Source organism: Vagococcus allomyrinae (genome assembly GCF_017829975.1).
Classification (GTDB): Bacteria; Bacillota; Bacilli; order Lactobacillales; family Vagococcaceae; genus Vagococcus_D; species Vagococcus_D allomyrinae.
The window spans coordinates 1-14,992 of the sequence record NZ_JAEEGA010000004.1 but is presented as its reverse complement, the minus strand read 5'-3'; the positions used below and the strand labels follow the sequence as shown (position 1 = coordinate 14,992).

Below are 14,992 nucleotides of genomic sequence, written 5' to 3'. Positions count from 1 at the left end.
AAAAATAGGCTTAATGTGAAAGAAAAAGGATGAAAAACCCTTATAAAAATTGCTGTGATAGTTTGACAATTTTTATAAGAGCTTTTATTTATTGAATGTTATTTTTAGATAATCTAGCTTGTAATTCCTTATCATAATGTCTTGCAGCTGGAATCGTAAAAGTCAGAATACCACAAAGCAACGTGCCACCACCGGCTATCACAAATAACATTTCAACACCAATTTTATCAGCAAGAGGTCCTGCAAAAAGCAACCCAACGGGCCCGGTGATACTCATAAGGGAATTTAACACCCCTAAAACACGACCTAAAATTTTGGGATCGTAACTTTGTTGAATCATTGACATTAATAACGTGTTGAAATAAGGTGTAGCAACACCAGCAATTGTATTTAATACGACAAAGAAAATAAAGCCATTACTTGTTCCTGGTAAAAAACCACTAGCACCTATGGTCAGACCTAGGACTAAATAAGCCACTAAGATTGGTTTCATGCGATCCTTCCATTTGCCGAAAACGCCAATAAAAGCGCCACCTACCAGCATCCCCACAGAATAAACCACTTCTATCAACCCAGCTTGCCCAACTGACCCATTAAAATAGTCCATGGTCATCAAAGGATATAAACTTGCCGCAGGCATGAAAATCAAGGTAAAAGCTGCCCCAATAATCGTGATATACCAGAGTCCTTTGTTTTCAGTTAGCTTTTTTAACCCAAATTTTGTGTCCGCTAACAGATGAACCCTTTCTCCCTCAGAAACTAGACTAGGAATCATGACGAGTAACAACATACCTACACCTAAAATAGCCCCAAAAACATCGAGAAGAATCAAACGGTTCATCGGGATGATCGCGAAAAGAAAGGCACCTAAAGCAGGGGCGATAATAAAGTTAGCCGATTGAACCATCCCCAACTGACCATTTACTTTGGTTAACTCACTTTCGGGAACCATCGTCGGGATAATCGATTGGATCGTTGGCATCTGAAAGGTTTGAGCGATTGAGCGAACAAAAAGTGACACAAAAACTAGCCAAAGGGGAAAGCTTGGTGAGATAGTCCCAGCAATCGACAGTATGATGGCGAAAATCGCCACAATAATGTCTGTAATAATCAGTAATCTTTTCTTATTGAAACGATCAATTAAAGGGCCAACAAAGGGGCTTAAAACTACCATGGGGATCATTCCTAATAACGTAGCAAAGCTGAGGATCGTCGCAGATCCCGTTTTTTTAGTTAGATACCAAATAATTGAATATTGAACAACCATACTGGTAATGCCTGAAAGGAACTGACCAATTAAAAAGAGATAAAAATTTTTCTTCCAATCTTTTAAATCGAAGCTTAAGTTAGGTTCTGTCATCTTTTATTCTCCTGAACTAATCTATTTTATTTGTGTCTATTGTATCTTAAGCTGATTCAGGAAACAACCTATTGATCATAAATTCAGAGTAGGGTGATTTTAGCCTCATTTTAGTCAAAATAAAAAGGCTAATCTTCCGACTACCTTTGAAAGAGCATATCGTTAAGCCTCAGGATACATTCAAATTTCTTACAAATTGAAAGGAGGTTATCAGAAGAAGCGCCAACCGCTGAAACAAATTGTTGTGAAGAGTCATGCCTATTAATCACCTCGGTGTTCAATAACAATTTTTACTAAAGAAAAAGACTAGCCATGTTGGACTAGTCATGAGTTCGTAAATAAATTAATTTTTTTAAGTAAGTCGTTTTAACCAATAAGCGGGCGAAGAAAAACTGTTGTAAAAACAAACTAATTGCCAAAATAATCATGATAGACAATGATTGTTCTGTATAAATGCGGCTATTAATAACTAGGCTAACAATTAATCCACCACAAAAAATCATCGCCGAAGAAGTTAAAAAGGACAATGTATACCGGGCAAACATTCTTGCTTTTGCGACAAAGGTTTGATAGTCGTCCTTGATATTTTTAATAAAAGTCAGTCTCGTTAAATCTTGATACCCATCGTTCACCTTCAAGCGATAGGCGAGAGATGAAAATACGATGATTCCTAATAGGTATATGGTGACCGCTACATTAATCATGATCCATCACTCCTTTTTACCAGTATGTTTTCATCTAATGTCACGCTGAATCTTTATAATTAAATGTTAGCACTTAAATCCAGAGATATCAACTAATAGGTGTTGAAATAAAGATGAACAATCTGTGAAGATGGGTATCTAATTGACTAGGTGATACTAGTAAACTGCTTGAAAAGAAAGACATAGCCTTATATGTAGCCAGATTAATCTTTTATGCCGATCACTCTGATTCGTTTATAGTCTAGTATCCATTGGTTATCCTGATACAACTTTGGTGCCAGATCTATTTGAACCTGTTTAACAATCTCACGTTTTTCAGTGTCAGAAACGCCTTCAAAAAATGACGAGGCAAACATATTTAACCAATTTTCCAACCCTTGATCGTCCACTAACGGTGTCGGACGATCAAAATAGCACCCATAGATGACGTTAAAACCAGACTTTTCCATCAATACCAGATAATCACCAATACTTGGGAAAAACCAAGGAAAGAACTCCTGATTGTAGACAATATCGGTTTTCTCAAATCCTCTTATGAGGCTATCGGTCAATGTTTGACAGTTACCTTGGCCACCTAACTCCGCCACCAAGCGACCGCCCTTTTTTAGGCTTTGAAAAATTGAGCTTAAGGCTTTCTCAGGCTCCTTTACCCAATGAAGTGTCGCATTTGAAAAAACAGCATCAAATTCATTACTAAAAGTCAACTCAGTAGCGTCTCCTGCTTGGAAAGTTAGGTCTGGGAATTTTTTTCTGGCTTGGTTGACCATATTTAGCGACTTATCAACGCCGACTATACTGGCTCCATAGGTAGTTATTTCTTGAGCTAAATCGCCAGTGCCACAGCCAATGTCAAGAATTTTTTCACCTGGTTTTGGCTTTAATAGATCAATCAAACTCTCACCATGACGAGAGACAAATTGATGTTGTTGATCATAAAGCTGCGAGTTCCACGAATCTTTTAATGTCATTATTTCCTCCTTCAAAATGCTGAATAATAATTTATGCAATGCATGATCGTCCTAAATCAATTATAATAAATTAGAATGATAAATAAAAGAAACGATTATGATTGAATTTAATAACGATTCGTTATCGGAGGGCTTATGGAGATTAAATGGATGAAGACATTTCTGATAGCGGCTAAATACGAAAATTTTAGACAGGCTTCTGAAGAATTGTATTTGACACAACCAGCCGTTACAAAACACATCAGTAAGCTAGAAGAAAACTTGAACACTAAACTTTTTGATAGAATTGGAAAAGGGGTTGTCCTAACCGAAGCAGGCCAACATTTTAGATCGACCGCTCAAACCATCGTCGCAAAATACGATGAGGGCTTGGGCGAATTCGAAAGATGGCAACAAGGCTTTAAAAAGAAGTTAGTCATTGCTGTAGCCCCACAAATTGCGTCATCAGTTTTGCCAGCTTTTTTGCAAGAGTTTACGTTTAAAAATCCTTCAATCGAACTATTGATTAATGTACTGAAGTCCTTTGAAATAAGTGAAGAGATCCGCTCTGGAAAGGCGAACCTTGGCTTAACACGTCTTAAACCAAGTCATCTTGATCTATCTTGCCGAATTATTCACGAAGAAGAGGTTGTTCTGATTGCTCCTCCTCGCTTTGATCAAACATACAGCGAATGCCAGCTGTTTGAAGACTATCGCTTAATCACTCACAATCACCCAGAATATTGGGATCCTTTATTAGGAGATGTTAAGCATCATTACCCCAAAATACAAACAATGAAAGTCAACCAAATCGAAATTACCAAAAGGTTTATTGAACAAGGGTTAGGCGTCTCTTATCTTCCCCTAACGATGGTCAAGGAAGAACTAGGTAGACAAACACTTGTCAACATTCCTAATGATAAAATCACACCTCCTCAATCCCTAACATATATTTTAACCAAAACAATCACAAAGGAAGCTCAGCAATTTATTGATTTTTTTCAAGCTAAAATGGCCACACTAGTTTAATTGATCAAAGGCTTTTTCAGGAATTGATTCTGGCTGAACTTCCTCAAACGTTCGAACGTTTTGACCTTTGATTAGTAATTTCAAATATTTATCTGGCGTCATTTTTCTACCAAAAGAAGTGTATAATATTTTACGGGAGACACCATGTTGATCATAACCAACAGTCAAATAAGTAAAATTTTCTTGACCATTGGCGTCATCTATAAAGCTTTCTTCATAGTCTGCAGAGGTCTTGACATAAAGAATCGAATTACTGATCCGAGGATTCAATAAGTCAATGACCATAGCGGTCGAAGAGGTATGATTACGAGTCAGTGATGGTGCAGCAAAAAATATGCCAATAATCAACAAAAGTGGTAGGCCAATTAAAAATATCTTTCTTTTCATGAGAGGTGCTCCTTATACAGTTAATAAACCTATCATAAATCAAAAAATGAATATTGTCTTCGAAATCTCGTGACAACGATCTAACAATTTTGTCACATAAAAAATTACTTCAGCTTGAGTTTGACAATAGCTAAATATCCATACAAGCTGGCTGAAGCAGTTTAATTGAGTTAGTAACTTGTCACAAGCCACGGTTGTCTTACATTTTAACTTAGCAAGAAGGAGCTTACTTATGAAAAAAAAGGTGCGAGTCGGGACGCGAAACAGCCCTTTGGCCATAGCACAGACGAACATAGTAGTGGGAGCCTTAACTAAGATAGCCCCAGGCTATCAATTCGAACTGATATTAATGGGAACGCTGGGAGACCGAGATAAACAGACACCACTTAGTGAACTTGGCCCACAAGGTGTTTTTGCAGACGAACTTAGTTCAGCTATCCTAGCAAAGGAGCTTGATTTTGCTGTTCATAGTTTAAAAGATCTGCCAATAAAGCAGACGGAAGGACTCACCGTGGTCTATCCAAAACGAGAAAACCCCTTTGATAGTTTAATTATCAGAGAAGGAAAAACACTTGAACAGTTACCAGTGGCTGCTCTTATTGGAACAAGCAGCTTCCGCCGTGAGGTAGAATTATTACAACTGCGGCCTGATCTAAGACCTGCTCCAATTAGGGAAAATATTGATCAACGATTGGAACAGCTTAATCAAGGAGGCTTTGCTGGCATTATTTTAGCCAATGCTGGTTTAAACAGGTTGGGGTGGCAAAATCCGCGACATTTTTCAGTCATTAATTTTGATCAACACACCTTTATTCCTTCAGCTGGTCAAGGGACCTTAGCACTTGAGTGCCGGCAAAGTGATCATACCACCCAGACCCTTTTGAGAAATATTGCCGATGGAGATACCATGACATGTATGGCAGTGGAGAGGTCATTCTTGGTAGCATATCTGATGAAAAAGAGGTGGTGTTGACAGTGATGCTTGCTGATAAACAGGAAATGCCAATCTACCTTCGCCAGACAGTTACCGGACACGCTTAATGCTTAGGGGAAATAGCTGCAAATAGCCTAAAGAAAAAATGGTTAAAGCTGAAATCTTCTGATTAATTGAATGCTTAAAGAGGGTGAGAACCACGTATTCTGGGCGTTAAGGGAAAACACTAACAGGCAGATTTTAAGTAAGGCTATTGTCACGAGAATAATTCTTGAGTACAATGACTATTATACATTAGTGAAAGTGAGCTTAAATCGTGAAGATAGAACGAATCCTTAGTATTTTATTTTACTTGTTAAACAGAGAAAGCGTTAGTGGCAGTCAGTTGGCAAAAGAATTTGGTGTGTCACGACGGACAATTATCCGTGATATAGACACTCTTTCTTTAGCTGGCATTCCGATTTACGCTGAAACAGGTGTCAATGGCGGGTATGCTATTCAGCAAACGTATCAGTTGAGTGGTAATCTATTAACTGAAACGAACGCTCAGTATCTTTTACTGGCATTAACCAGTCTAAAAACTATCTATGGTGACCAAAAAATTGATGATACTTATGAAAAAGTCTTTCATATTTTTTCCAACAACACTGATCAGAAATTATTGGAATTAGATTTTTCAGTTGTTGGTGAAAACAAACAAGTCATAGAAAAAGTCAGTCAGATAAAAAAAGCTGTAGTTGATCAAGTATCGATTAGTTTTGATTATACAAGTCCTACTAGTGGAAGAAGTCACGTAATCATTGATCCACTACATGTGTCCTACAAATGGTATGCTTGGTATGTCTATGGCTATTCTCATGAAAAACAAGCCATGCGACAGTATAAATTAATTCGAATAAGACATTTAAAGAATAGCCAGCCTTGGCTTCAAGAATACAATATCCCTCAGTTGATTGATCAAATGGAAAAGGAACGTCACAACGAGTATCTGACTCTAATTATTCGTTACCCTAGTTCCATTCAAGTCCTAGTGGAAGAATACTTAGGCGGAGAACTTTTAGCTGAGGAAGCGGGTTACTTAACAACCAAAATATACATGCAAGAAAATAATTTTATGCTATTTTCAATATTGTTAGGATTCGGTGATCAGCTTCAAGTACTTGAACCGCAGTTTTTTTCAGAAAAATTAACCTCACATCTTGAAAAAGCGTTAATAAACAATTCAAAACGGTGACAGCTAGCTGTCACCGTTTTAGTGTTATGATGATCTTAAGTTAAGAAAGAGGGGTTAAGTATGAAAAAAACTATTTATGTTTATGTCTTAGAAACTATGGCTGATTGGGAATTGGCCTATGTGATGCCAGCTATTAACCAGGCAGCTAATTACAATCTAGGTGAGCAGCGTTATCAGTTGAAAACTGTAGCCAATACGATGGAACCGATTCGAACAGCTGGTGGATTAACAGTGATTCCAGATTGTACGGTAGCTGAAATGGAAGGAGAGGTAGCTGCCTTAATTTTGCCTGGTGGAGACACATGGCCTGAGGCGCAACATCTACCAATTTTGACTAAAGCGGTTCAATATGTGAATCAGGAAATTTTAGTAGCAGCTATTTGTGGCGCAACCTTGGGTTTAGCTAATATGGGAATGTTGGATAACAGGCAACATACGAGCTCTTCTTTAAAATTTTTGACAGGGTTCTCTGAGAAATACCAAGGACGTCAGTTTTATCAAAAAGAACTTGCGGTCACTGATCAATTTGTCATTACAGCCAGTCCAGCGGGAGCCCTAGCTTTTGCCAGAGACATTTTGACACATTTAAAAGTATTTCCAGAGCCTATGTTGACACCATGGTTTAATTATTATCAAACAGGGGATGAGATTTATTATTTTCAATTAATGGCACTAAACAACTAATTCCTAAAAGAATAATCAAAGTGGTTCTGCATTTTTGATCGGTTAGGTCAATCACGATGTACTGTCCTTAATCTAGTAGGATTACTCTACACTCATAAAATTTAGCACCTAAACGCTTGAATGCGGCGAATTAAAGAGGAGGAGCAGGCAATGAATCAACAATAATCTGACATCTTACTATTATTCAGACACAGGTCCCCATTACTTGTTCTTTTTAAGAAAGATCATCACCGAAGCATTGTACTTTTTAGTTACTTAATTCATAGCTTTAGACCCGACGTTTCACTTAAAAATATAGGCTCTAAAGCTAAAAAATGATTATTATAATCATCTTCTGAAATCCTGAAAAAGAGGCACCTCCTAAGAAGTGAAGAAGGCTGATCACTGAGGTCAAAAAAGGAGGGTATTTATTAGTGGTTTAAGTAACAGAGATTATTTTAATGATTGAGAAAAAAGGCAGCAAATTTAATCATCGCTACCTTTTTAGAATCATGACGTTATGGCAATAATGGAGACTCGGATTTAGACTCTTTATCTAAGATAAAGGTCGAATCTACTGAGTAACTTTCTTCAATAGCAAAAGCCTTGTCTTTGTTAAAATCCTCATTTCGAGAAAATGACTCTTCAAATTCCTTTAACTCTTTTTCAGTTGGCGGTAATTGGGAGATCGCTTCATCAGCAACAATTTCATGAGATGGTATTTTTACATAGAAACACACCATTAAAATGATGCCAATGACAAGAATACTCCATTTCTTCTGTTTATCCGACATGGTTTTAATCCTCCTTAAAAAAAGTTTATCATAGTAAAACCCAAAATTCTAGAAAACATTATCTCTTTTTAGTTAAAGCTTTTATAGATGACACATGTGCTTCTTTTTTACATAAGGGATATATCTATTGAAATACAAGCAATTGTTCACTATACTTTAACTATCAGAAAAGTGAGGGATATATATGAACAGTACAATCGGAAAAAAGGTAAAAGAACTGAGACAAAAGCAGAACTTAACCTTAAAAGAATTAGGGCAAAAAACGGGACTCTCAAGTGGCTATCTATCACAATTTGAACGAGGACAAACCACGATCGCTATCGACAGTTTAGAACAAATTGCCACGTTTTTTAATGTCGAATTATCCTTTTTTTTAGAAAAAGTAAAAGATACAGCATCACCGGTCGTTAGAAGTTATGAGCAAATTAATTTACAGGTCACTAATTCTCAATTTATTTCTCAATCATTGGCTCAATCAGATGGAGAAAAATCATTTCTACCAAGATTGATCGAGATCCTTCCCAATAAGGGAATAATTGAAGAAATAGAATTGTTTTCTCATAGGGGGAAAGAATTCATCTATGTATTAGAAGGGGTACTCGATCTGTACCTAGAAAATGAAGCTTTTTGTCTATATCCTGGTGATTCAGTTTGTTACTCATCTGAAAAGAGTCATAATTGGGCCAATAATACAGCTAAACGCGTTAAATTTTTAGTTATGAACGATTATTCCGATTCATAATAATGAATTTTATTTGCTAACAAAAATAGAAAACGCTATTTTTAATTGATTTTCGTTTTTTTCTGATGTATAATTCGCTTAAATGAATCGAGTTATGCTCTCATTTTTACTTGATCAATAAAACACAAGGAGGATGAATATGTTACTTTTATCAAGAAAGGATATCCAAAAAGTTTTTTCAATGTCTGAAGCGATTGCCGCTGATAAAACGGCGTTTAAACTTTTCAGCCAAGGAAAAACAAACGTTCCCTTACGGACCCAAATAGTTTCGGAAAAGGAGAATGGCACGTTTCTATTTATGCCAGCATATGCGGTTGATTTAGATGCGGCCTCGCTTAAAATTATCAATATCTTCCCCAATAATATCAATCAGGGGTTACCATCTGCACCTGCTCAAGTCTTTTTAGTGGATGGGAAAACTGGAGTTGTGAATGCTGTCTTAGATGGAAATACGGTGACTCAGTTAAGGACAGGAGCAGCCTCTGGCGTGGCCTTTGATGTCTTGGGAAGTAAAGAGGCGAAAGAAGGCGCTTTAATCGGCACTGGAGGACAAGCAGCTAGTCAACTTGAAGCCATGATTTGTGGGCGAGACTTAGAAGTAGTTCGTGTTTACGACACGAATTTCGAAAGAACCAAAGCGTTTGCGAAACATATGACTCAGGAATTAGCTAAATATGGAACTAGGATTGTAGCTTCAACTTCATCAGATGAAGCTATTACCAATGCAGATTTAATCATAACAGTGACCCCTTCAGAAAAGCCAGTTTTTGATGGTACAAAAGTAAAAAAAGGCGCCACTGTTAGTTGTGTTGGTTCTTATCAACCACATATGCAAGAAATGGATCCTGTGATACTGGAACGAGCGTCAAAACTCTATTTTGATTCAGAAGAAGCCGTACTATCTGAAGCAGGTGATATTTTGATCCCACTTGAGAAGGGAATTATCACGAAAGACATGTTTACTGGTGATATTGGAGAAGTTCTACTAGGAGAACTAGTTGGGCGCGAAAACGAGGATGAAATTATTGTCTTTAAAACCGTCGGTATTGGTGCCCAAGACTTAGTAACAGCCAAACTAATTTACGATAAGGCATGTCAACAAAAGGTCGGAACGGAATGGTCTTAAGCAAGGAGAGTTATTACGTCGTTTAATTTAATAAATATGTTTCCGAGAAATAGCCGCTAAGAAAAATAGAAGGGTTTAAACACCAACAGTTTTTGGTTTAAGAACTAGGATCTATAAAGGGAGCTCTTGTAAATAATAAGGCAGCAACAGGTTGCGGAATAGGATAAAAACCAAATTAATCAGCGATGAGATTGTTATTGAAGCTGATTTTAAAATCTATGAAGGAGAATGTCTATGCATGAATATCCAAGTATTTTTAATGATGTTTTAGGACCTATTATGGTTGGCCCAAGTAGTTCGCATACTGTTGCATCTGTGCGAATTGGGAAATCATTGTCTCAAATGGTAAATGGTAAGATCACTTATTTTCAAGCTGACTTTGATCCAGATGGTTCACTGGCTGCAAGTTATATAGGGCAGTGTTCAGATGTTGGCCTTATTGCTGGTTTATTAGGAATGGAGCCCACAAACAAAGAGTTACTTGATGCGATTCGTATTGCTGAAGATCAAGGGATGGCTATCGATTTTAGAATTGTGTCTTATGACGCAACGCATCCCAATACTTATAAAATGATTATTAAAAGTGATTTAGATGAGAATGTAACGGCTACTGCCTTATCTGTAGGTGGTGGAATGATTGAGTTTATCGAAATTAATGGGGCAAAAGTTTCCATTAAAGGTGGTTTTTATGAGACGTTGATTTTTGCTGAAAATAGGTCATTGGTAAAAAAAGAATTAATTAAACTAATCGAGAGTAGCGTATCCGATTTTTGTTCAGTCTCGATTCAAGAAATGAACGACCAACAGGTTATTAGTATTCAAACCCATACCATCATAAAAACAGACGAACTAGAGGTACTAAAAAAACATGTGGCGGCAGAAAATGTGATCGCTTTCGATCCGGTTTTACCTATTATGTCACAAAAAAAGCCTGATATTCCTTTTCAAACAGTTGAGGAAATGTTGGAAATCGCCAAAAATGAAGACTTAGACTTAGCGGATATGGCTTTGACATACGAAAGTATTCGAGGCCATATTGATAAAAAAGAGGTTTATGATAAAGCAGTTGAAATAGTGGACATTATGTCACAGGGAATCGAGTTAGGGCTTAAAGGAACCAACTATGCTGACCGGATATTGGGATATCAATCACACAAAATGTTTGTCCTCAATGATAAACTAATTGGTGGTGATATCACTTTACGAATTATTGGCTATATCTCTGCCATGATGGAGGTCAAAAGTTCAATGAACGTCTTTGTGGCAGCACCAACTGCTGGCTCTTGTGGCACTTTGCCTGGAACGGTATTAGCCGTTTCTAGTTTTTATGATAAATCAAAAGACGAAGTGGTTCGTGCGTTCTTAGCCGCTGGGATGATTGGTGTGTTTATAGCTGAATATGCCACTTTTGCCGCCGAAGTCGCTGGCTGTCAAGCTGAATGTGGAGCAGGGTCTGGGATGACTGCTGGAGCCTTAGTCCAATTGATGGGTGGTACGATCGAAGAGGCCGTTGATGCTGCCTCAATGGCCTTACAAAACATTTTCGGTATGGTATGCGATCCTATCGCAATGCGTGTCGAAGTTCCTTGTTTAGGCAAAAACGTGATGTGCGGCTTAAATGCTTTAGGGGGAGCAAATATGGCTTTAGCTGGCTATGATGCAGTGATTCCTTTAGATGAAACCATCGAGAGTTTTAATAAAGTTGGAAGAATGATTCCACCTGAATTAAGATGTACAGGTTTAGCAGGAATTGCTCAAACAAAAACAGGGTTAAAACTAGCAGATCGTTTAGGCTGTTCTTTGGGCTGCTGTTAGTCTATCATTCCTACAAAAAATAAAGCCTCTAGGTCCTATATGGACTTAGGGGCTTTAGCTTAAGACATATCGCATGTTAATGAAATATCAAATGTTAAGTTATGCTGAAATGACAGTTTTCGCAAATTTTGTAATAACAATAAAATCCAACTAAAAGCCATAATAAACGCAATCAACTCAAAAGCGGTTAAGGAGAGATAATGAATATTAGCAAAGAGAATGTTACAAATAAATAATAACCCCCCCATTCCGTAAGAGATGAAAAGAAACTCTTTAGTTACCTGTGGCAATAACCAACGAACACTGAAGATTAAGATGATGACCAGATAAACTAACCATGATGCGGCTTTTGTGTGAATGATATGAAGGTCGCCACCATCATTGGGAAAGAAGCCAACTGCTCCTAAAGTAATAGCCGTAATCGTCAACAGCACTCTGAGAATCAACAGACGTTTATTATTAGGAAACGATTGCCGTAATGAAACGAACAAGTAATCAATTAAAGCGATCATTAAAAGGGCCGACATCATCAGGGTGATATTAAATTGCCAACTATTCACAGCTTTTTTGAGTGCCCAGAAAGCTAAAATTATGTTGCCACCAAAGATAGTCTGCATTAGTTAGCATCGAAAACAAAAGCCCTCCTAAAATGACGGAAACAAGCAGAGTGATAATCATCGTTGACGAAATGGAGGTTGCAAAGTAAATCATAAAATAATTAATAACAGATGTGAATAAAAAGAAAATAAAGGTTGCCGTTAACACATCAAAACTAGCGTCTTTAAATAAAATGCCGACGAGCCAAAAAAAACCAGAGAGAACGAAAGCTAAAATAATCGCAAAAGACAGGAGAATCGTCGGGAAATTACGCCAATAAATGTTCTGAGTGGGATGATTGCTGGACTGCCGTTTGCCTTTTACAAAAAAGAAACTAAAGACACAAATTCCACTGAACACCCCTAAAGTAATCACCATGCTGGCTATCGAAAGGGTACCAGTAAGAGGCACTTGACTAATGTTTTCATAGAGGGTTATTAAAAAAAAGCCCAAACTAATCAATAGGGAAGGGAGGAGGAACCACCTTAACGTAATCACTTGATTTTCGTCTTGCTTCTTTTTTATGATGGTAATCCCTTGATCCTTGACCTCCATCACAAGTCGATCAGATTCACTGATATTAAGTTTTTGATATATTTCTGGAGGGATTTTTATGATTAAGGCTTCTTTTTTCATTATCAGAACATACTCCATTCAGTTGATAAAAATTTTAATTATTTAGGAAAGAACCGTATTAGTTCTCTTGTTAGTTTAGCAAAGTCAGAATATGAAGTAAAGGGGAGTTAGTTGAATTAGGTAAAGGGGACGGTGGAAAATCCATAAAAAAATAACCGAGCGACTGAATTAGTCACTCGGCATACACAGTCTATTTTCCTAGGAATTCTTTTAAAGCATCAATTAACGGTGTTAATGGTTTTCCTAAAACTTGTTCAAAGTCATCAGAAGTCACGTCCAATTGGCCGGTTCGGATATCATTTTGAATCATTAAGATAAATCCAACAGCTTCTTCTGGAACATTATTAGCTATCAACACTTGCTGATACTCATGATCGTCCATTAATATAACCTTAAATTCTTTTTGACTAGCAACCTTAAGTGCCAGCGCTAATTCCTCGTATGTAATTGGAGCACCAGATAATTCAAAAACTTCCTGATACTTTACTTTGTCAGTTAAAACATTGACCGCTGCTTCAGCGAATTCACGTTTTAAGGCCCAACCAACTTTCCCTTGACCAGCCGAATAACTAAACGGTAGACCAGCAACTGCTGCATTTAAAGTGTCCGCTTCATTTTCAATGTACCAGTTGTTTCGTAAGAAACTATGAGAAATTTCTGACTGTCTGATTAATTTTTCGGTGATGATATGATCTTGCGCTAAAGGACTATTAGAATCAGTACCTTTAGGGAAGCTGGTATAGGCTATAAAAGAGATACCAGCTTGTTTAGCAGCCTCCACAACATGCTGATGCTGTTGTTCTCGAGTGACTGCCCCCCCTGGTTGAGAAGAGATAAATAACAAACGATCAATCCCTTTAAAAGCTTCTACTAAGCTTGGATAGTTATCAAAATCTCCAATACGCACCTCAACTTCCTGTTGGCGGAGTTTCATCGCCTTTTCTTCTGTTCGCGCAAGTGCGACAATCTCATTTAATGGGACTATCTTTTGTAAGTAACTTATTGCATATGCTCCTAATTCTCCTGTTGCCCCTGTGACTAAATATTTCATTTAAACTCAACCTTTCGCGTGTTAATTTTAGTATACAACTATCATAAGCTTTAAAGTTACTTATGTAAAGTAAGCACATTTAAGTGACTTAGGCACCTTAAGGTAACTATTGTGATTTTGCAAGAGACTATTTCGTTTTTCTGCTTCAACTATTGCTGATCCACCGACCAGATTTGTGATAAAATTGTCTTATTAAAGTTATAAGGAGTTCTACAATGAATATTGCTATTTGTGATGATAATGTTAATTTTGTTAATTGGTTAGAGGAAATTACCCTTCATGCCCCTCATGAAGTTGACATTTTCTTGGATGGAGGTGAGCTACTCTCATACATAGACAAATCGAGATCTTCCTATGATACTATTTTTCTAGATATTGAAATGAATGGTTTGAATGGCATTGAGACAGCTAAAGAAATCAGAAAAAATAATCAAAATGTTTTAATCATCTTTGTTACGGAATATCAAGAATATGTCTATGATGTTTTTGAGGTTCTGCCTTTTCGTTTTCTAATGACACAACTTAATACAATCAAAAAATAAATGAATTATTTGTCCTTGTCCAAAGTAGCTATTTTATGCAATAGCCGATATCATATATATTAAAATCTTTTTGGGATTTAACGATGACATATGTTAAACTATTCCCAAGGAGGTTTTTTCATGTCAGAAGTACATCATGGTCGTGGGTATGTCTATTCTATGCAGTATCATTTAGTTTGGTGTGTGACATATAGACATCATATTTCGCACGAAAACATTGATACATATGTTAAAAAATTATTAAACCAGATTGCGTTGGATAATGATAGTCAAATCATTGAAATGGAGTCAGATAGAGACCATATTCCCTTACTTATTGAATGCAAACCTCAACATTATATTCCTAATATAATGAAAGCATTTAAAGGCGTGTCTGCACGGCTCTTGTTGAAAGCGTATCCCGAACTTAAAAAGCGTCTGTCGGGTGGTCA

The 14,992-nt window shown here is 37.1% G+C and carries 17 protein-coding genes; 9 read left to right on the top strand and 8 right to left on the bottom strand.

Annotation, left to right across the window (positions count from 1 at the left end; genetic code table 11):
- Positions 1–88: 88 nt before the first annotated feature.
- The 3 genes from I6N95_RS07135 to I6N95_RS07125 form a co-directional block, all read right to left on the bottom strand.
- Positions 89–1,360 carry an MFS transporter gene (locus I6N95_RS07135; RefSeq protein ID WP_209526156.1) on the bottom strand — a complete coding sequence of 424 codons (1,272 nt, stop codon included), beginning with the start codon at positions 1,358–1,360 and terminating at the stop codon, positions 89–91.
- Positions 1,361–1,680: 320 nt separating this feature from the next.
- Entirely contained in the window at positions 1,681–2,064 is a 384-nt protein-coding gene (locus tag I6N95_RS07130; protein WP_209526154.1) for a hypothetical protein, read from the bottom strand.
- A gap of 203 nt (positions 2,065–2,267) precedes the next feature.
- Positions 2,268–3,032 carry a class I SAM-dependent methyltransferase gene (locus I6N95_RS07125; RefSeq protein ID WP_209526151.1) on the bottom strand — a complete coding sequence of 255 codons (765 nt, stop codon included), beginning with the start codon at positions 3,030–3,032 and terminating at the stop codon, positions 2,268–2,270.
- A gap of 150 nt (positions 3,033–3,182) precedes the next feature.
- On the opposite strand from I6N95_RS07125, the gene I6N95_RS07120 reads away from it, so the two are divergent.
- The gene (locus I6N95_RS07120; RefSeq protein ID WP_209526148.1) at positions 3,183–4,040 is read left to right on the top strand and encodes a LysR family transcriptional regulator; all 858 of its coding nucleotides are present in this window, start codon (positions 3,183–3,185) and stop codon (positions 4,038–4,040) included.
- On the opposite strand, the gene I6N95_RS07115 is transcribed toward I6N95_RS07120, so the two are convergent.
- Positions 4,032–4,427: a YxeA family protein gene (locus I6N95_RS07115; protein ID WP_209526146.1), complete on the bottom strand. Its 396-nt coding sequence runs from the start codon at positions 4,425–4,427 to the stop codon at positions 4,032–4,034. The two genes, I6N95_RS07120 and I6N95_RS07115, sit on opposite strands and share 9 nt — an antisense overlap.
- 232 nt (positions 4,428–4,659) lie before the next feature.
- Between I6N95_RS07115 and hemC the strand changes: the two genes are divergently transcribed.
- The 3 genes from hemC to I6N95_RS07100 all read left to right on the top strand — a co-directional run bounded on the left by hemC (position 4,660) and on the right by I6N95_RS07100 (position 7,279).
- Entirely contained in the window at positions 4,660–5,400 is a 741-nt protein-coding gene (hemC, locus tag I6N95_RS07110; RefSeq protein WP_209526143.1) for a hydroxymethylbilane synthase, read from the top strand.
- A 277-nt stretch (positions 5,401–5,677) separates the two neighbouring features.
- Entirely contained in the window at positions 5,678–6,595 is a 918-nt protein-coding gene (locus I6N95_RS27670) for a helix-turn-helix transcriptional regulator (RefSeq protein WP_209526141.1), read from the top strand.
- Positions 6,596–6,655: 60 nt separating this feature from the next.
- Entirely contained in the window at positions 6,656–7,279 is a 624-nt protein-coding gene (locus I6N95_RS07100) for a DJ-1/PfpI family protein (RefSeq protein WP_209526139.1), read from the top strand.
- A 497-nt stretch (positions 7,280–7,776) separates the two neighbouring features.
- Here I6N95_RS07100 and I6N95_RS07095 read toward each other — a convergent pair whose 3' ends face one another.
- Positions 7,777–8,052, bottom strand: a complete 276-nt coding sequence (locus tag I6N95_RS07095; protein ID WP_209526137.1) for a hypothetical protein — start codon at positions 8,050–8,052, stop codon at positions 7,777–7,779.
- Positions 8,053–8,236: 184 nt separating this feature from the next.
- Between I6N95_RS07095 and I6N95_RS07090 the strand changes: the two genes are divergently transcribed.
- The 3 genes from I6N95_RS07090 to I6N95_RS07080 all read left to right on the top strand — a co-directional run bounded on the left by I6N95_RS07090 (position 8,237) and on the right by I6N95_RS07080 (position 11,735).
- The gene (locus tag I6N95_RS07090) at positions 8,237–8,794 is read left to right on the top strand and encodes a helix-turn-helix domain-containing protein (protein ID WP_209526136.1); all 558 of its coding nucleotides are present in this window, start codon (positions 8,237–8,239) and stop codon (positions 8,792–8,794) included.
- Between the two features lie 139 nt (positions 8,795–8,933).
- Positions 8,934–9,920, top strand: coding sequence for an ornithine cyclodeaminase family protein (locus tag I6N95_RS07085; RefSeq protein ID WP_209526135.1), 987 nt, complete (start codon positions 8,934–8,936; stop codon positions 9,918–9,920).
- Positions 9,921–10,154: 234 nt separating this feature from the next.
- Positions 10,155–11,735 carry an L-serine ammonia-lyase, iron-sulfur-dependent, subunit alpha gene (locus I6N95_RS07080; RefSeq protein ID WP_209526134.1) on the top strand — a complete coding sequence of 527 codons (1,581 nt, stop codon included), beginning with the start codon at positions 10,155–10,157 and terminating at the stop codon, positions 11,733–11,735.
- 59 nt (positions 11,736–11,794) lie between these two features.
- Here I6N95_RS07080 and I6N95_RS07075 read toward each other — a convergent pair whose 3' ends face one another.
- From I6N95_RS07075 to I6N95_RS07065, 3 genes are all read right to left on the bottom strand, one after another.
- Complete coding sequence (locus tag I6N95_RS07075) at positions 11,795–12,295, bottom strand: DUF998 domain-containing protein (protein WP_209526133.1); 501 nt, start codon at positions 12,293–12,295, stop codon at positions 11,795–11,797.
- Positions 12,288–12,968 (bottom strand): AbrB/MazE/SpoVT family DNA-binding domain-containing protein, encoded by a 681-nt coding sequence (locus tag I6N95_RS07070; protein WP_209526132.1) that lies wholly within the window; start codon positions 12,966–12,968, stop codon positions 12,288–12,290. Before I6N95_RS07070 ends, I6N95_RS07075 begins: the two co-directional genes overlap by 8 nt.
- 190 nt (positions 12,969–13,158) lie before the next feature.
- Positions 13,159–14,019, bottom strand: a complete 861-nt coding sequence (locus tag I6N95_RS07065) for an NmrA family NAD(P)-binding protein (RefSeq protein ID WP_209526131.1) — start codon at positions 14,017–14,019, stop codon at positions 13,159–13,161.
- Positions 14,020–14,234: 215 nt separating this feature from the next.
- Here I6N95_RS07065 and I6N95_RS07060 point away from each other — a divergent pair, with 215 nt between their 5' ends.
- Together I6N95_RS07060 and tnpA are read left to right on the top strand one after the other, a co-directional pair.
- On the top strand, positions 14,235–14,561 hold the full coding sequence (locus I6N95_RS07060) for a LytR/AlgR family response regulator transcription factor (RefSeq protein WP_209526130.1): 327 nt from the start codon (positions 14,235–14,237) through the stop codon (positions 14,559–14,561).
- Between the two features lie 120 nt (positions 14,562–14,681).
- Positions 14,682–14,992: IS200/IS605 family transposase (gene tnpA, locus I6N95_RS07055; RefSeq protein WP_209526128.1), on the top strand; the 311-nt coding region annotated here is incomplete at its 3' end.